We start from the raw sequence: 17,433 nt of genomic DNA on the forward strand, positions 1-17,433 counted from the left end.
AGCGATCCTCGCAACTTACCACCGTATTATCGCTATTTGCGGTTATTTTTGTCGCTTGTACTCCAAACATTTTTGTTCGTATGCCTTTATTACAAGGAAAAGTCGCCCTGGTTACGGGTGCTTCCCGGGGGATTGGCCGGGCCATTGCCACTCGCTTTGCTCAGGAAGGGGCTTCCGTTGCCTTTACGTATCTGTCGAGTGTTGAAAAAGGTCAGGCTCTGGAAGAAGAATTAGCCGCTCTGGGCGTTAAAGCCAAAGGATACCGTTCGGATGCTTCCGATTATAAAGCTGCCGAAGAGCTGATTACGCAGGTCATTGCTGACTTTGGTACGCTAGACGTGCTGGTCAACAATGCGGGTATCACCCGGGACGGCCTGCTGATGCGGATGACGGAAGAAGCCTGGGACGAAGTAATTCGGGTAAACCTGAAGTCAGTATTCAACCTGACCAAAGCAGCAACTCGCCCCATGATGAAGGCGAAGAGTGGTTCGATCATTAACCTGACGTCTATCGTAGGCGTACGGGGCAATGCGGGTCAGGCTAACTACGCTGCCTCCAAAGCGGGTATCATTGGTTTTACGAAATCCGTAGCCCTGGAATTGGCAAGCCGCAATGTACGTTCCAACGCCATTGCACCGGGTTTCATCATTACTGAAATGACGGGTGAAGTAAGCGAAAAGGCCGTAGAAGAATGGATGAATTCGATTCCCATGAAACGCGGTGGTCAGCCCGAAGAGATAGCCGATGCCTGCATATTCCTGGCTTCGGATATGTCTAAATACATCACGGGTCAGGTGCTCCAGGTAAACGGGGGTCTGCTGACCTAAAATGGATAGTAGTTTTCAGTTTTCGATTTGCAGTTTTCAGGAGTTCATCGGGACGATTTCAATATAGAAACAGTCGCATTGGCACTACTGAAAACTGCAAACTGAAAATTGAAAACTGAAAAACTCTAAACTTAACAGCTTGAACTTCGTTTTTCAGTCATCGCCGTGGTGGATTCTACTTTGCCTCTTGGTGGGTGGTTTCTATGCTTTTCTTCTCTACCAGCCTAAAGCAAATTGGAGCAAAGTGGCCAACGGGTCGCTGGCAGGTCTTCGGTTTATCGTGGTTTCTGGATTGTGTTTACTGCTACTCAATCTGTTACTACGCCAAACGGAAGTACGCGTCGAAAAGAAAACGGTGGTACTGGCTCTGGATAACTCGGCTTCGGTAGGAAAACAGGGACAGGGACTGATCAGCGGGCTGAAAAGCTTTCAGGAAGCTCTGGAAAACAAAGGATACGCCGTTGAGGTACAAACGTTACGAGCTACGCCCGTATCCAGTCTGGATTCCGTCCGCTTCACTCAGAAGTCAACCGATTTATCCGCTTTACTGACGAACGTTAAAACCAGTTTGGAAGGGCGCAATGTTACCGATGTCGTGCTCCTCTCGGATGGCATTGTCAATCAGGGCGTATCGCCAACATTTCAATCCTTTACCTTTCCCATTCATTCGCTGGCCGTGGGCGATACCACGCCGAAACGGGATGTCAACCTGAAAACCATCACGGCCAACCAGATTGCGTACTTAGGCAATCAGTTTCCCATTCAGGCCGATATTCTGGCGGATGGTTACGCGGGCCGAACGGCTACAGTAGTGCTGCGACGGGGGGGGCAAACGCTGGCCCAACAGACGGTACAATTCCCCAAAGAACGGGCTCTTGCTACCGTCAACTTCACTACGCAGGCCTTGGCCAAGGGTTTGCAACATTTGGTGGTTGAAGTGGTACCGTTACCGGGCGAGCACACCACTCAAAACAACCGGAAAGATGTGTACGTGGAAGTGATCGATGGGCGTCAGCGGATTTTGCTCGTCGCATCGGCCCCTCACCCGGACATCAAAGCCATTCGTAGTATCATTGAAAAAAATGACAACTTCGAGTTTGACTTTCAGATCGTAAATCCCAGTACGCCGCCCCAGCCTTCCGACAAAAAATACGATCTTCTCATCTTCCACCAGCAGCCCGATGCTTTCAGTTCCTCCGGAGTGTACCTCAAGCGATTGATGGATCAGGGTACGCCGGTGTTCTGGATCGTGGCGAGTCAGACGGGTACCAATCCATTAAATAACTTACAGCAAATTGCTCAGATTCAGGCTCAGGCGGGTCAACTGGATAAGGTTACGACTTACTATAACCGGAATTTCACCCGACTGAATCTGAATGCCGAACAGATGGAGTTGTTACGGAAACTGCCGCCGCTGTCCGTGCCTTTTGGTGAAGTACGGTCCCTGGCTAATTCGGAAATCGTTCTGTTTCAGAAGAAAAATACGATTGAAACCAGTAAGCCCCTGCTCATTCTCAATTCAGGTCCTAAACGCGGGGCCATGTTGCTGGGCGAAGGCTTGTGGGAATGGCGACTGGAAGAGTACCGGCTTACGGAAAAGCAGGAGGTGGTTGATGAACTGGTGACGAAGCTGATTCAGTTTCTTTCTTCCAAAGATGACAAACGCAAACTGCGGGTGTATCCCACCCAGAATCAGTTTCAGCTGGAAGATCGGGTGGCGTTCGAAACCGAAATCTATAATGAACTGTACGAACGGATTTACGGCCCCGAGGTTACGCTGACGATTACGGATGAGAAAGGGCAGGCTCGTAAATACACGTATACCTCATCGGCCAGTCGTTTTGAGATCAGCAATTTGCCCGTTGGCGTGTATCGCTACGCGGCTACGGCGAAAGTGTTGGGGAAGGATGAAACGACCAGTGGTGAATTCGTTATCCGGGATGAACAACTGGAACTGGCCAATACGACCGCTGACTTCAATTTGTTACGGCAGCTGAGCCAGCAATCCAACGGGAAGTTCTATACCGCCAGCCAGCTACAGACGCTTGAACAAAACCTGCTGAGCCGTGATTTGCCCGATAAGCTAACCAGTACGGAAGACTTACGGGAACCCATCAATCTTCGCTGGATCTTCTTTATCCTACTGGCGTTACTCGCTCTGGAGTGGGGCGTTCGCAAATACCTGGGTAGCTATTAAGGGATTCACCCCAACAACTTTCTTGGTTCTGTGACGCGGCGTAAGCAGGCATCTGCTTTCTTTGTGCTCCTTTGGCACCCTATGCGTAAACTGATTTTTCTTCTCGGCTTTCTCCATTCAACGGTTTTCGGCCAGATTCGGCAGGATCGGCTGAATGGCTTGTTGATTGGCCAGGGAGCCGTTTTCGCCGGAACGATTTATGGCCTGAGTAAAGCCTGGTACAAAAAGCCGCTCAAGAACTTCCATACCTTCAATGACAATAAGGAATGGTTGCAGCTGGATAAAGCCGGACACGCCTACACGGCCTATCAAATCGCTCGTATGGGTATGGCCGCGTACCAGTGGGCCGGAATGAATAACCAACAGTCTGCTTTGTACGGAGCTACCAGCGGTGTAACGTTCATGTTGCCCATTGAAATTCTGGACGGATTTTCACCCGAATACGGCTTTTCGATTGGCGACGTGGTAGCAAATCTAACCGGTCCGGCGATTTTGGTAACGCAGCAATTGGCTTGGGGAGAAGTACGGGTTACACCCAAATGGAGTTTTCACCCCACCCGACTGGCTCGCGAAAGACCGGAGCTGTTGGGGCGTAGCTGGAGCGAAAGCTGGTTGAAGGATTATAATGGGCAAACGTACTGGTTATCGATGAATCCGGCTTCCTTTCAGGCTTCCAACGAACGTACTGTTCGCTGGCCCAAGCTACTTAATATCGCCGTTGGATATGGCATTGACAATATGATTGCTGCGGATTACGAGAAAAGTATCGCTTTAGGCAGAAGACCCGTTCGACAGTTTTTTATCTCGCCTGACCTGGATCTGACGCGTATTCCTACGCATTCTGATTTACTGAAAAGTCTGCTATTCCTGGCGAATTGCCTGAAAATTCCGGCTCCGGCGATTGAATTCCGGGTGTCGAAAGTGCCTCCTAAGTTCAAAGTCAAGGTACACCCCGTGTATTTCTAAGTCTAACCTGGCGATTAACTAAAAAAGCGAGTCTGGTTTTCACCAGGACTCGCTTTTATTGTATAGGTGGGTGGGTTGCTACTTAAACGGCCTGAAATTGTTGTTCGTAGGCGGAACGGAGCATCTTCAAGGCCCGTCCCATCTGAGCTTCCACCGTTTTGATGGAAAGATTTAATTTTTCCGCGATTTCCCGGTACATCAGTCCTTCTTCCCGGCTCATCCGGAAAATCAGGCGGCAGCGTTTGGGGAGAGCCGAAATATGGCTTTCAATAAAATGACTGACAATTTGGTAATCGTATTGGTCGGCGATGCGGTCTTCCGAGAGGGGCAGGGAATTGGCAACCTCGGGCGTAATCTCGTGCAGGTGTAATTCGTGGCGGTAATGTTTCAGATAATCGAAAGCCAGGTTACGTACGGAACGGAACAGGTACGACTCAAACGAAGTGTGAATCTGCAACCGGGAACGATGTTGCCAGAAGTGCATGAACACGTCCAGTACTACTTCTTCAGCCAGTTCCGAGGAGTTTAAAATCTTCGTTGCGTATACCAGTAATCGCTTGTGGTAGCGGTGGTACAGATCAGAAAATGCCGTAGCGTCAGCGTTTTGGATAAAACGTTCGAACAACTGTGACGTAGAGACCTTCGGTTTGGCGGGGCTCGTACGGAGGGTGGAGCGGCGAGACGTACTGTTCATAGATCTGTTTTTAGTGATTATCGCATACGATTATTCCTGGAAATCTGAATTTTACCGATTCAAATTCTGCTGAAACGATGAGGGGATATTAGAACGTATAGAACCGCATCGCCAAGAAGAGACAAAAATATTTTTACGCAACCGTTCCCGAAACCGTTCCCGGAACTATCTTTACTTCACTTTTTTTTAGGTAAAATTCAATTTTTGCGTTCGTCGGACTCGTCAGAGGACTTTTAGCATGGCTAGGAAACTTTGTACTATTCCGCGAAACAACCTCTACGTTTTGTGAACACGCCTATTATTACCTTGAAAGAAATCGCCCGTCGATTGGGTCTTTCCAAATCGACCGTATCGCGGGCCTTACGGGATAGCAGTGAAATTGGTGCCGAAACCAAACAGCGGGTACTGGAGCTGGCTCGCGAACTGAGCTATACGCCCAACCCGATTGCGTTGAGTCTGCAACGGAGCCGGAGCCAGACCATCGGTATCATCGTACCCGAAATTGCGAACTCATTTTTTGGCTCGGTGATCAGTGGGATTGAAGAAGTGGCGTACCGGCAGGGGTACCATATTACGATCTACCAAAGCCACGACTCCTCGGATCGGGAAGTGACCGACGTGCGTAACATTCTGGTACGAAGAGCGGATGGACTGGTGGTTTCCACGGCCAGTCAGATTCGCAATCTGGACCATTTCCGAACGCTTCAAGAACAAGGCATTCCCGTCGTCTTTTTCGACCGGAAAGTGGAAAATTTTCAAACCCACCAGGTGATTGTCGATGATTTCGACGGAGCGTTTCGGGCGACCGAGCATTTGATTGAGCAGGGCTGTCGTAAACTAGCCTGCCTGACCGGACCTCAGCATTTGCCCATTGTTCAGCAGCGTACGGGTGGTTTTAAAGCCGCTTTACAGAAGCACAATTTACCGATACGAGCGGAATGGCTCGTCGAAGGCCCGTTCCGGCAACACAGTGGCAATCAGCTAACGAAAGAACTGTTCGCCGATCTGAGCGATCATCCCGACGGTATTCTGGCCGCCAGTACCAGTATTGCCCTGGGGGCTCACCTGGCGATTCGGGAAGTAGGTATGAAGATGCCCGAAGAAGTCGCTTTGATCGGCTTTTCGGATCCGCCTATTGCCCCCTTGCTTGATCCGCCCTTGAGTTCGATCGCTCAACCCGGTTTTGAAATGGGTCAGCAGTCGGCGGAATTACTGATCGACATGATTGAAAAGAAAGGAAAACCCATCCGGTACCAAACCCGAATCCTACAGACAGATCTGGTGGTACGGCGATCTTCGCAACGGACGCCGGAAGTATAAACAAAAGGAGCAGCCTAATGAAGGCTGCTCCTTTTGTTTGAATGATACTCTAATAATCCGTTATAGAACCATCAATTTTTGAAAAGCGTACTTAGCCAGTTCTTCAGCCGATCGCTCCATTGATCCGGGGTTGTTTTGTTGGTAAGGCCAAACCCGTGCCCGCCTTTTGGATAGACGTGCAGTTCGACAGGAACGTCGTTTTTCTGACACGCCTGGAAGAAAACAATGGAATTATTGACGGGTACAGCTTTGTCGTCCGCTGCGTGAACCAGAAAGGTAGGTGGCGTCTGGCGGGTTACCTGCTTTTCATTCGAATACGCATCTACCCGTTCAGTACTGGCATCTTTGCCCAGCAACGCGTCATGCGAGCCTTGGTGGGTCAACTCCGGCGTCATACTGATGACGGGGTAAATCAGCATCAGGAAGTCGGGCCGTACCGATATGGTTGAACTCGCATCCAGGGGTTTCTCAAAGTGCGTACCCGCCGTGGCGGCTACGTGGCCACCCGCCGAGAAGCCCATGATGCCAATGCGGTCGGGCTGTATCCCAAACTCTTTCGCCCGTGACCGCACGAGCCGGATGGCTTGCTGGGCGTCCATGAGCGGTCCGGTTTCTTTCTGCACCAACAGGTTCTCGGTAGAGGGCAGTCGGTATTTCAGTACAAAAGCGGTTACGCCGGCTTCGTTGAGCACTTTCGCTACGTCGGAGCCCTCGTGGCTAGCGGCTAAAATATGGTAGCCGCCTCCCGGACAAATGATGACGGCCGTACCATTAGGTTTCGCCGCTTTGTACACGGTGATACTAGGTTTGGTTACGTTTCTAATTCGTAAAACACCATCGTTTTTGCCTGGGTCCACGATCTCGTCACTGGTGGGAGCGTTGGGAGCCTGATTTGGAATGGGGCTGCCCGTATACAAGGGAATCACCTGCTGAGCCTGAGCCTGAAAAGAAAACATGAGAGCAACGAACCAAAGTTTTTTCATAAGTAATGGTAGGTTTAGAAAAGGTGAGAAAGATCTGAAACTTTCTCCAAATAAATGCGGGAAGCTAGCGGGCCGCTGCTCGTTTCTGCATGCGTTGACCAACTGTAATAAGGACGACCGCCAGAATGATAATCCCTGCGGCTACAACGACTTTAAAGGTGAGTTGCTCACCCACAAATACATAACCCAGCAACAGGGCTACCAGCGGATTGACATAGTTATACGTGGCCAGCAAGGTAGGAGAGGTGCGTTGTGACAGCCAGCTGAATACCGTAAATCCGCCCAGCGAACCCACACTCAGTAAGTACAGAAACGACTGCCAGGTGCTATGATTAAAACCGGCCACATTCACCTTTGAAAACTCACCTACTGCGGAGCTGACCAGCAGCGTGGCGATACCACCGCCCAGCATTTGCATCGCCGATAAATACGCGGCGGAATAGGGGAGCTGAGCCCGTTGCGAAATCACCATTCCCAGACTCCAGCAGAAGGTGGCCAGTAATAATGCCAGAATACCCCAGGTAAAATTTGCCGACGCTCCTTCGAGCGAAAAAGCATCAAAATCCAGTAACAACCCAACGCCTACCACACCGGTCAGAACACCCCCAATGACCATGGGGCTCGGGATCTGGCGTAGCCATAGCAGTTGAAGCAATACGAGCCAGATGGGGACCGCCGCCACAATTAAAGCAGCATATCCCGTGGGTACCCAAGCCACGGCAATACTCACGCCCCCATTGCCGACGCCGAGCAGCAAAATACCCACAATACTTGAGGTAAGCCAGGCCCGGCTACTGGGCCATACCCGCGGTTCCGTGGCCTTGGCCCAGGCTAGCATGATCAGACCGGCCGTAAAGTTCCGTACGCCCGAAGCCATGAGGGGCGGGACGGTTTCAATGAGGTAATGAATAGCCAGATAAGTACTCCCCCAGGCTAAGTAGAGGTAAATGAGTCCGGACCAGATTTGTAAAGAAGACGTACGATTCATAGGGAAGTGAAAAAAGCGGAGCAAAGCTACAAAAAGCGAAGGCTTGCTTTTACTGGAAAGACGCAGGAAGCTTTACATTACCCTCGGGAACTGCGAATCCAGAACCTGTGAACACTTTTTATTCAACGGTTACTAACGCATTTGGCCAGAAATGATGTTGTCAGCGTGATAGGAAGGCGGTTTTTCGTTGACTTTCGAAGAATGGAGTTCGTGACAACCTTTCTACAAAGGCAGCTTGCTGGTTCTGATACTCCAGGTAACTAGAGAAGTAGCGGTTACGAAACGTTCTGCAAGTCCTGAGGCCGTCAGGTTTGACAAGGCTTGGTAGCCAAAGCAAGGGTAAAATGGGCTCCTATATTAAAACGGCCTTAAAATCAATGCTTGTAGCTTAACTTTCAGATGAAGAATGATCTAACGGACTAAGAATACTTCCATTTTTGCCGAAAGTAAAGTCTAACCTGGCATACAGAAATTCAATGGAATTCTGATTTTACGTGAGTGAACACTGGGAAGGGGGCGATATTAGGGCGGTAAAAAGTCCTTTTAGTCTGCTGTATGAAGAAGTGTTCGTGTATTCTAGTGATGTGGGTACTAGGAATGAGTTTGTCCTCGCAAGCTCAGACGTTTAAAGAAGGGAAGCTGTGGCTGAACGAAGACGGCAGCAATTATTTTAAAGTGACCCTGAATGCCCAAATCTGGTTGCGAAATACGGAGCTAAATCCCGGTAGTACAGTGAATGGGTTTGCTCAGACGAATGTAACCGATATTGGGATTCGCCGGGCTCGTTTGCAGGCTTTCGGGCAAATTGCCGATCGCGTATTTATTTATATGCAAATCGGTATGAACAACTTTAATGCTTTGTCGGATCGAAAAGCGGGGTTTTTCATCCATGACATCAACGGGGATTATGAAGTCGTTCGAAAGAAATTATTCGTTGGGGGCGGACTTACGGCCTGGAATGGGCTGTCCCGATTTTCGGCTCCGGCCGTCGGCTCCATTCTGGGAATTGATGCTCCCTTGTTCGAACAGAATACCAATGATGTAACGGATCAGTTTCTACGGAAACTTAGTCTGTACGCTAAAGGCAAATGGGGCAAGCTGGATTATCGGTTGGTGATGAGTAACCCGATGTCGATCACCAAAGCAGCAGGCTATACGCCTGGCATATCCGGCAACTCGTCGTTTTCGCCCCGACCCACCCGCATGCAGTGGCACGGGTACGTCCAGTGGCAATTCCTGGATCAGGAGTCGAATGTGACGGGTTACAATGCCGGAACGTATCTGGGAAGCAAACGGGTTCTGAACGTAGGAGCCGGATTCCAGTACCAGCCTACTGCTCAGTGGCACTTAATGGGTACGGATACCATTTCGACGGCCATGCGGAATTTCGCCGTGGATCTATTTTACGATGTACCGCTGAATTCGGCCAAAGGTACCGCCCTGAGTGCGTATGCCGTGTACATGCATACGGATTATGGACCGGGGTACCTGCGAAATCAGGCAACCATGAATCCGGCCTCGGGTACTACGCGTACAGATATCGTGAATGGAAGTGGCAACGGCTATCCTTCCTTCGGGACGGGCCACTTGTTATACGGGCAGGTAGGCTATAAGTGTAGGGAAAATCTGTTGGGTAAGACTACCTTAATGCCCTACGCAAGTTTGCAATACGCCCGTTACGAGCGGTTAAATGCGGCGGTACTATTCTGGGATGCCGGCGTCAACTGGTTGTTGAAAGGACAAACCTCGAAACTCACCCTGGCCTATCAGAACCGCCCCGTCTTCCAGGCTATACCTGGCATGAATACCGCGGATCGCGTCGGTACCAAAGGAGCGGTACTGCTCCAGTATCAGGTGTTCTGGAATTAAGAGTTATTGTGGCGTTTGAGCGAGGAGAAAGCGAAAACCAAAGGTTCGAATTTTTATCAGAGTAGTTTATAGTGGGAAGGTTAAAACCTCCGCTCTTTGAGCGGAGGTTTTTTGTTGCGTTACGATGCTGGAGGGTACTATGTAGGTAGAGGGAATAGCGAATGTACACGGATGTCCCGCCGATTCCGTTTAGCAATACGATTTTGAATAGAATCCTGAGTCAGGCTTTCCATAGGGCTAGTGCCGCACCCGACGAGCCAGTAACCAGATCGTAAAACCCAGAACGATAACGATACTCAGGGCGATGCGGAGGGTAGCAGCTTCCGCCACGAATCCGATCAGCGGAGGCCCCATTAAAAAGCCCGTATAACCTACGGTGGATACGGCAGCCAGAGCAATGCCCGCCGACATGGTTTCGGAACGTCCTGCCTCCGAATACACTAACGGTACAACGACGGCTACGCCAAAACCAATGATTAGGAAACCAATGATGACAGCCCAGGGAAAGGGAGCCGATACGGCTAGGGCCATGCCTACGGCAATGCCTAGGCCACTAATCTGAAGCATTTTTCGAATGCCGAGACGTACGGTAAGCCAGTCGCCCATAAAGCGTCCGGCAGCCATGGTGATGGTGAAAGCTGTATACCCTAAAGACGCCACACCACCGCCCCGTTGCCGGTAATAGATGGACGACCAGTCAGCCATGGCTCCTTCCGTGAGCATACAGCAGAAAGCAATGAGACCGAGCAGTAAGAGGGCTCGGTCGGGCCACACGAAAAGGGGTGTTTTCTCCGTCGAAGTTTGTTGTTTATGATCCTGACTAAGCAAAGCCCGGGCGGATACCAATGCTATAATAACGGATAGAATCAGGACCGCCAGAAAGTGGTACAAAGGCGTTATTCGCAAGGAAACCGCAATACCTCCCAGAGCAGATCCCGCGAAGGCTCCAATACTGAACAAGCCGTGACAGGAAGACATAATCGGTTTGCCCAAGCCTCGTTCCACGTTTACCACCTGCGTATTGACGGCAATATTGGAAACGTCTCCAGCGGCACCGTACAGAAATAAAGCCACCGCGAGTTGCCAGCCCGTCGTCATCGAACCCAGCAGGGGTAAAGCGGCTACATACGCTATCAAAGCCCAAAACGTTACTTTTCGGCTGCCTAGCTTGGTGACCAGCCAACCCGCCGGGGCCAGTGCCACCAATGATCCCAGGGGCATGCCCAGTAGGATCGAGCCCAGTTCGCCCGCACTTAAATGCAGATTTTCCTGAATGTCCGGAATACGTGAAGCCCAGCTCGCAAAGCTCAGTCCCATTAAAAAGAAAAATGTACTGACTGATACCCGAGCCGCTGTATAGTTAAGGCGAGCCGGTGGAGGAACTTCAGGAGAAAACATAAAGTAAGCGTTCGTTTTGGGGTATCCGGACTTGCCTGGGGTTATGGATTCGGTAACAGCTCCGGCAACAGCAGGCGTTCAACGTCCCGCCAGGTTTGTACGCGTTGGTACCCTTCCAGGGTTTGATTGTGCGGAGCATCGAACAAAATCGGCGTACCACGAAAGGTACTCAAATTTTTCTCATGATCGTCAATGAGGTAATCGCCGTCAATCATCCACTTGTGCCCACAGAGAACAATATATCGCCAATCAATGAAAGGAAAGTATTCAGCTAGCCACTCGACTTTTTCTTTCAGAGAGTTCGGGAACTCAATGGCTGCTGAAACGATGAATACTTCATACTGTTCCATAAGCTTTTTTACCACTTCCTGAGCGTCGGGCATCACGGTCATACCCCGGAAAAAACCGGGTTCGTGTACCCAGCTTTTTACCGTATCCGCGTGAATATCCACGGCGGCAGACCAGTTAGGACCTTTCAATAAATCTTTGGTAACGGATCGTCCCAGCCGATTTACGCAATATTCCACAAAACGACCGGAAGCATCCGCCAGGACATCGTCCATGTCAATCAAAATACGTTTCATTCGTTTCTTAGCGAACCGTTTCCAGGTCCGTGGCTTTTAAAATGGTTAATAACTGCGTAACACCAGTCGTATCCCAGGCATCAATTTTCCAGTCGGCCAGCGATAAATCCTGATTGCCCGAGTTAGGATTGACGTACCCGACGCAGGGCATGCCAGCAGCCTTGGCGGCCCGGCATCCATTCGTTGAATCTTCGATGACCAGACAGTCCTCGGGTGCTACGCCAAAATACACACTTTGTTTGATAAAAATCTCGGGATCGGGTTTCGCCCGGGCGACGTCTTCGCCGTTGTACACGTTCTCGAAATAGCTTTTCAAACCTGAACGCTCCAGGCACAGATTCACCATGCGTCGCTGGTTGGAGGAGGAAACGCACAGTCTGAATCCCTGCTCCTGTAACGTGGCCAGCAATTCAGGAATACCCTGAATGACGGGAAAGGGCTCAAGAGCCGCAAATTTCTTCATCAGCAGATCGTATTCCTGCTCCACGTATACTTCCGGGGCATTGGGTAATTGTTCGGGATACAGAGCTTTGTAGCGGCTGTAAATTTCACGGGAAGCGACGCCCGTCAAGCCATCCACTTCTTCCTGCGTCAGGGGAATACCCAAATGGTTTTCAAAAAAATAGGGGTGGAAATGATGGTAGATCGGCTCGCTATCCACGAGTACGCCATCCATATCAAAAATGACCAGTTTCATAGGCTAATTGCTAGTGATGTTGCAAAATTCGGTAAAAAACCGAAATAAGCCGCATGATTAAGATTATCTTTGCGTTATAAAACGAAAAAAAACGAAATGCTTCGCGAAGAACGCCTCCAATACATTCTTCAGAAACTGACGCAACACCAGCGGGTGAGTTCGGTGGAATTAAGCCAGGAATTAAAAGTTTCGGATGACACCGTTCGTCGGGATCTTAATGAACTGGCGGAAGAGGGCTTACTCAAGAAAGTACACGGCGGAGCTATTCCCAGCGTACCCCGGGCACCGGCTCCGCTCAAGATGACCGAACGCATTGCCTATGCTCAGCACGAGAAGGAAGAAATCGCCCGGAAAGCTACTGCCTTGTTTAAGGATGGACAGACGATTATTCTGGACAATGGTTCGACCAACATGGTCATTGCCCAAAGACTCCCAACGGATCTGAATGCCCAGATTTTTACCAACAGTCTGGCCATTGCCCAGATTCTTAGCGAGCACCCTTCCGTGGAAGTACACCTAATGGGGGGATGGGTTTACAAGCGGGCTCAGGTTACCCTGGGGGCTGGAGTCATGCATACCCTCGAACAGCTACGGCCGGACTTTTGCATCGTGGGCGTATGTTCCATTCACCACGAGCTGGGCGTGACGACACCGTATTGGGAAGAAGCCTTGCTGAAACAGAAAATGGTGGAGGTATCCCAAAAAGTCATTGCGACGGCTTGGCGGGATAAATTCGACACGGCCGATACGTGTCGAGTGTGTCCTTACGAAGCTCTGGACCTGCTTATTACTTCGTCGGCCATGACAACGGAGCAACTTGAACCGTATCATCACAAAGGCGTGGAAATCTGGTAACCGAAGGAAATGCAGGTAAAAGCGTAAAAAATATTTAAAAAGGTAGTTTTTTTCTCGAAAAGAAGCTGGTTTGTGAAGAAAAATCGTTTATCTTGCTCTTAGCAGCTTTTTCCAACGATTTTCAAATAGTCTGACCATGAGAGAATTGAGCGACTTTCTTCCAGGAAAAAACAATGCTCAAATGAAGGTGACCCGAGGCAGTTTGTTGTTAGCTGAACCGTTTTTGGGTGATGAAAATTTTGAGCGGAGTGTAGTACTGATTTGTGAACACAATGAGCAAGGGACTTTTGGGCTGGTTCTGACTCAAACGACGGAGTTGCTGCTGGACGATGTAATTGAAGACGATATCTATCCTGACGTACCGCTTTTTGTAGGTGGACCCGTTGAGAAAAATACGCTGCATTACATTCACCGCCGCCCGGATTTGATCGAAGGTTCAACGGAATTGCAGGATGGTCTGTTCTGGAGTGGTGACTTTGAACAGATCAAGAAACTGCTCAATCTGGGTTCGTTACCCGCCGGAGATATCCGCTTTTTTATTGGGTACTCGGGTTGGGGAGAAGGCCAATTGAGCGATGAGCTGAACCGGGACTCCTGGATCGTTTCCAACACCCGGCCTGGTCAGTTGTTCGATTGTCCGACGGACCAGCTCTGGCGATCGACCTTGCGGGATATGGGAGGAGCGTACCGGGTGCTGTCCCATTATCCGACGGATCCCCGATTGAATTAGATTTCAGCGTTTGTAGTACATAAATAAAGGCCGGACAAATAGTCCGGCCTTTGTATTTTCCAGGGATTGTCGACTTAGCGTCTTCTACCGCTGAATTTGTTACTACCCTTATCGTACTGGCCTACGGGGAAGCTATAGCCCACGTTAAGCGAGAAGGACTGGTTGTTAATATTTTCGTAGCCCGGTACATTTTTGTAGACCTGGCTGAACCCAAGGTTATAGCGAACATCAATGTTGATCCACTGCTGCTTAGCCAGGCCAATATTGATACCTACACCACCCGTAGCTCCCACGTCAATTTTCTGAAAATTCTGATTAACGAGGCCATTGTTACTGACCATGAAGCTCACGGAAGGTCCCAGAAATAACTTGGGACGAACTGCCCCAGGACCCATATCGTTACCAAAGTAATACGTAGCCAGGATCGGAACGTGAATGTAATCCAGATTCAGTTTGAAAGCTCCATTCGTACTATTGTTGAAACTTTCGTAGTCGGTGCCCCAGCGGGAGTATAAGACGTTGGCCGTTAGACCAAAGTGCTCTTTGATACTATAGTTGATGAAAACACCCGCCGACGGTCCGACTTTGTACTTGTTTTGCACACCTTCTGGCGTATTCGTTAGGGTGGAGTATGAGCCACCGATCATGGGTCCCAGAGAAATATTCTCTCGTTGAGCAGAAACACTGCCCGCCCAGCAGAGACACAGGGCCAGCACAAACGCACGCATAGGATTGAAGGATTTAAAATAGGACTTTACTGGGATCTGATACATAGGTGAACAACGAATGGTTAAACAGCTTATTTGATCAATATGAACGAAAGTTTTGTGCCAGCGGACTTATAGTACTGAAAAAATGACCGTTCTTTTTGAACAGACAGATCAGATAGTAAGGTATTGAGTCCGAACGGCATAAAAAAACAACGCACCGATTTTGATGCGTTGTTTCTCGAAATGGAGTCTGCTTAATGCTGGTCCTGTTCCTTATGAGGGCGGTTATTTAACCGTTCGATCAACATCTGGGTAAACCGCTGATCCGCTTTGTACAATTCTGATAACTGTTTCACATTCAGAACTTTCAGGTACTTCGTCTGGTACTCGCGTTCGAGGTCTACTTCCTGTTGTCGCAGGTCCAGGACTTCTTTCAGATTCTTGCGAATGGTTTCGTCGCTGGCGTTCAAATTATTGGTTTCTCCGTTGAGTCGACGCAGTCGGTGACGGATCTCCCGCTTTTTATCTTCACATTCATTAAAGAGCGGCCAGAAATCTTTAGCCTGATCGGGTGTCAGGTTTAGCCGGTTCGTAATCCAGGTAATTTTGGCGGCCCGGATGCGTTGCTGACCTTCCTTATTGGGTTGACCTTCTTTGGCAGGCTGCTGGGCGTAGGAAACTACCGTCAGAAAAAAAAACAAACTACCAGTGATCCAGAATTTCATACGTTTTCGTCAAAAACAATCGCTCAAACGATTGGGTAGGTGCATGGTACTAAATTAAATCTTCCAGATCTTCCAGCGGAATGTGGTCCAGAATATCTTTCTTCGACGCCTTTAGGTTTTGCAGGGGTTGGGTACTGAGACTGTCGATGAGGGGCCGGTTTTTTGGCGACTCAGACAAGTCCTGTACCGAAACATTCGGCTGCTGCTGGAGATACTGGACAATATCTTCGGAAGCTACCTGACTCAGTGTTTCCACGCCGATGGAATCCTGCCGTACGGGCCAGCTGACGTACATCAGTACGGCTACCGCCGCCGCGGCTCCGGCCGACAACCAGCTCCGCCGCCAGGACCAATTCAGGGACCATATGCGTTCGGGGGCCCGTTGTTCGTGAATGCGAGCCTGAATACGCTGCGGCAGGTCGTCGAAGTACGGATCAGGAGCAGAGTAGGGATTAATCTTCGGAATGTCTTCCAGTTTTATTTTCTTGTTTTCCATCTCTTCGTCCTATAAAATCAACAAACTGTACTATTCAAAGAGCTTGAGAATCAGTTTATTGCTTACTCGAAACTTGGAACAGTTCGCCCCGGCAAAGTTTAATTTCCGTTTAAAAATTCTTCAATTTTTCGTACGGCGTGGTGATACGAGGCTTTCAGGGCTCCTTCGGAAGTGCCGGTCACTTCGGACATTTGCTCGTAGGGCATTTCGTCGTAGTATCGTAAGTGAAAAACCAGTCGTTGTTTTTCGGGTAGTCGAAGGATGGCTTTTTGTAATTTATTCTGAATCTCATCCCCGGAAAGTTGGGGGTCAGCATCAATTTTCGCTTCCAATTCGTAGTCAACATCATCCAGGGGCAGAAAGAAACGACGACGTTTTTTATTCAGGAAATTGAACGTTTCATTACTGGCAATGCGGTAAATCCAGGTAAACAGTTGCGAATCTCCGCGAAACTCAGCCAGGTGTTGCCAGACCTTGATGAAGGTTTCCTGCGTGAGATCATCGGCGTCCGAATGATCGATAACCATCTTCCGAATCAGGCTGTATACTTTATGCTGGTACTTACGAATCAACAGATTGAACGCGTAATTACGCGTTTCCGGATTCGCAAATTTTTCCAACAGTTCCTGATCAGACATGTATTTTACTTTCAATACTACTTATGAGGGAACAAGTATAGGGAATGGAAAGATTCCAATGCAAGCCCCAATAGCCCGAATCGAAGGCCAAATTGTTAAAATCAGTGAAAAAAAGACCGAGATAGGACTTTTTCATGGATCAACAAAAAAGAAGGCTAGTCCGAAATAGTCTTCGGACTAGCCTTTAGGAAATAATGCAACCTTATTTCGTTTTGCGGGCGATAGCTTTTTTCGCCGCTTCTACGATGTTCGCTGCTTTCAGACCGTACTTGGTCATCAGTTCATCGGGCGTACCGCTTTCGCCAAACGTATCTTTCACGCCAACGAATTCCTGCGGAGCTAGGTAGTTAGTAATAAGCGTATGAGCAATGCTTTCGCCCAAACCGCCATTTACCTGGTGTTCTTCCGCACTTACGCAGCAACCCGTCTTTTGTACCGAGGCCAGGATGGCTTCCGTATCGAGCGGCTTGATGGTGTGGATGTTGATGATTTCGGCCGAAATACCTTCGTCTTCCAGCATTTGGCAGGCTTGCAGGGCTTCCCATACCAGGTGACCAGTTGCGAAGATGCTGACATCCGTACCTTCGTTCAGCGTGATGGCTTTTCCAATCTCGAAGGGCATATCTTCGGGAATGAATACCGGAATCACCGGACGACCAAAACGCAGGTATACGGGACCTTCGTAGGCGGCTGAAGCAATCGTAGCCGCTTTCGTCTGGTTGTAATCGCAGGGGTTGATGACCGTCATGTTGGGCA

Annotated in this window: 18 protein-coding genes; 7 read left to right on the forward strand and 11 right to left on the reverse strand. The window is 49.5% G+C overall.

The features are described from left to right. The first annotated feature begins 80 nt into the window (after window positions 1-80). From fabG to ACOJTG_RS21215, 3 genes are all read left to right on the forward strand, one after another. Window positions 81-827 carry a 3-oxoacyl-[acyl-carrier-protein] reductase gene (gene fabG, locus ACOJTG_RS21205; protein WP_094813518.1) on the forward strand — a complete coding sequence of 249 codons (747 nt, stop codon included), beginning with the start codon at window positions 81-83 and terminating at the stop codon, window positions 825-827. Between the two features lie 139 nt (window positions 828-966). Beyond that, entirely contained in the window at window positions 967-3,024 is a 2,058-nt protein-coding gene (locus tag ACOJTG_RS21210; RefSeq protein WP_420155647.1) for a carboxypeptidase-like regulatory domain-containing protein, read from the forward strand. An 81-nt stretch (window positions 3,025-3,105) separates the two neighbouring features. Further along, on the forward strand, window positions 3,106-3,990 hold the full coding sequence (locus tag ACOJTG_RS21215; protein WP_420155648.1) for a DUF2279 domain-containing protein: 885 nt from the start codon (window positions 3,106-3,108) through the stop codon (window positions 3,988-3,990). An 82-nt stretch (window positions 3,991-4,072) separates the two neighbouring features. Here the strand turns inward: ACOJTG_RS21215 and ACOJTG_RS21220 are convergent, their stop codons facing one another. Further along, entirely contained in the window at window positions 4,073-4,684 is a 612-nt protein-coding gene (locus ACOJTG_RS21220; RefSeq protein WP_094813512.1) for an RNA polymerase sigma-70 factor, read from the reverse strand. A 285-nt stretch (window positions 4,685-4,969) separates the two neighbouring features. Between ACOJTG_RS21220 and ACOJTG_RS21225 the strand changes: the two genes are divergently transcribed. After that, on the forward strand, window positions 4,970-6,004 hold the full coding sequence (locus tag ACOJTG_RS21225) for a LacI family DNA-binding transcriptional regulator (protein WP_255157934.1): 1,035 nt from the start codon (window positions 4,970-4,972) through the stop codon (window positions 6,002-6,004). A 71-nt stretch (window positions 6,005-6,075) separates the two neighbouring features. On the opposite strand, the gene ACOJTG_RS21230 is transcribed toward ACOJTG_RS21225, so the two are convergent. Beyond that, window positions 6,076-6,987: an alpha/beta hydrolase gene (locus tag ACOJTG_RS21230; RefSeq protein ID WP_420155649.1), complete on the reverse strand. Its 912-nt coding sequence runs from the start codon at window positions 6,985-6,987 to the stop codon at window positions 6,076-6,078. 64 nt (window positions 6,988-7,051) lie between these two features. Beyond that, window positions 7,052-7,975, reverse strand: coding sequence for an EamA family transporter (locus tag ACOJTG_RS21235; protein WP_420155650.1), 924 nt, complete (start codon window positions 7,973-7,975; stop codon window positions 7,052-7,054). Between the two features lie 555 nt (window positions 7,976-8,530). Here ACOJTG_RS21235 and ACOJTG_RS21240 point away from each other — a divergent pair. Then, window positions 8,531-9,844 (forward strand): hypothetical protein, encoded by a 1,314-nt coding sequence (locus tag ACOJTG_RS21240; protein ID WP_420155651.1) that lies wholly within the window; start codon window positions 8,531-8,533, stop codon window positions 9,842-9,844. 237 nt (window positions 9,845-10,081) lie between these two features. Here ACOJTG_RS21240 and ACOJTG_RS21245 read toward each other — a convergent pair whose 3' ends face one another. From ACOJTG_RS21245 to ACOJTG_RS21255, 3 genes are read right to left on the reverse strand one after another with little or no spacing between them, the layout of a single operon-like run. Then, complete coding sequence (locus ACOJTG_RS21245; RefSeq protein WP_420155652.1) at window positions 10,082-11,242, reverse strand: MFS transporter; 1,161 nt, start codon at window positions 11,240-11,242, stop codon at window positions 10,082-10,084. Between the two features lie 41 nt (window positions 11,243-11,283). Then, on the reverse strand, window positions 11,284-11,826 hold the full coding sequence (locus ACOJTG_RS21250) for a 5' nucleotidase, NT5C type (protein WP_420155653.1): 543 nt from the start codon (window positions 11,824-11,826) through the stop codon (window positions 11,284-11,286). A 7-nt stretch (window positions 11,827-11,833) separates the two neighbouring features. Next, a complete protein-coding gene (locus ACOJTG_RS21255; protein WP_420155654.1) occupies window positions 11,834-12,523 on the reverse strand; it encodes an HAD family hydrolase in 690 nt (229 codons plus the stop codon). Between the two features lie 96 nt (window positions 12,524-12,619). On the opposite strand from ACOJTG_RS21255, the gene ACOJTG_RS21260 reads away from it, so the two are divergent. Continuing rightward, on the forward strand, window positions 12,620-13,378 hold the full coding sequence (locus ACOJTG_RS21260; protein ID WP_133163353.1) for a DeoR/GlpR family DNA-binding transcription regulator: 759 nt from the start codon (window positions 12,620-12,622) through the stop codon (window positions 13,376-13,378). A 181-nt stretch (window positions 13,379-13,559) separates the two neighbouring features. Beyond that, entirely contained in the window at window positions 13,560-14,108 is a 549-nt protein-coding gene (locus tag ACOJTG_RS21265; protein ID WP_420155655.1) for a YqgE/AlgH family protein, read from the forward strand. A gap of 74 nt (window positions 14,109-14,182) precedes the next feature. On the opposite strand, the gene ACOJTG_RS21270 is transcribed toward ACOJTG_RS21265, so the two are convergent. From ACOJTG_RS21270 to ACOJTG_RS21290, 5 genes are all read right to left on the reverse strand, one after another. Next, entirely contained in the window at window positions 14,183-14,836 is a 654-nt protein-coding gene (locus ACOJTG_RS21270) for a porin family protein (protein WP_420155656.1), read from the reverse strand. 236 nt (window positions 14,837-15,072) lie between these two features. Further along, complete coding sequence (locus ACOJTG_RS21275; protein ID WP_420155657.1) at window positions 15,073-15,543, reverse strand: hypothetical protein; 471 nt, start codon at window positions 15,541-15,543, stop codon at window positions 15,073-15,075. Window positions 15,544-15,592: 49 nt separating this feature from the next. Continuing rightward, complete coding sequence (locus tag ACOJTG_RS21280) at window positions 15,593-16,039, reverse strand: hypothetical protein (RefSeq protein ID WP_420155658.1); 447 nt, start codon at window positions 16,037-16,039, stop codon at window positions 15,593-15,595. 98 nt (window positions 16,040-16,137) lie between these two features. Beyond that, complete coding sequence (locus ACOJTG_RS21285) at window positions 16,138-16,677, reverse strand: RNA polymerase sigma factor (RefSeq protein ID WP_104712320.1); 540 nt, start codon at window positions 16,675-16,677, stop codon at window positions 16,138-16,140. Between the two features lie 202 nt (window positions 16,678-16,879). Continuing rightward, the coding region (locus tag ACOJTG_RS21290) for a transketolase family protein (protein ID WP_420155659.1) at window positions 16,880-17,433 on the reverse strand (554 nt) is incomplete at its 5' end.

Origin of the sequence: Siphonobacter sp., assembly GCF_048595215.1 — a bacterium.
Lineage (GTDB): Bacteria > Bacteroidota > Bacteroidia > Cytophagales > Spirosomataceae > Siphonobacter.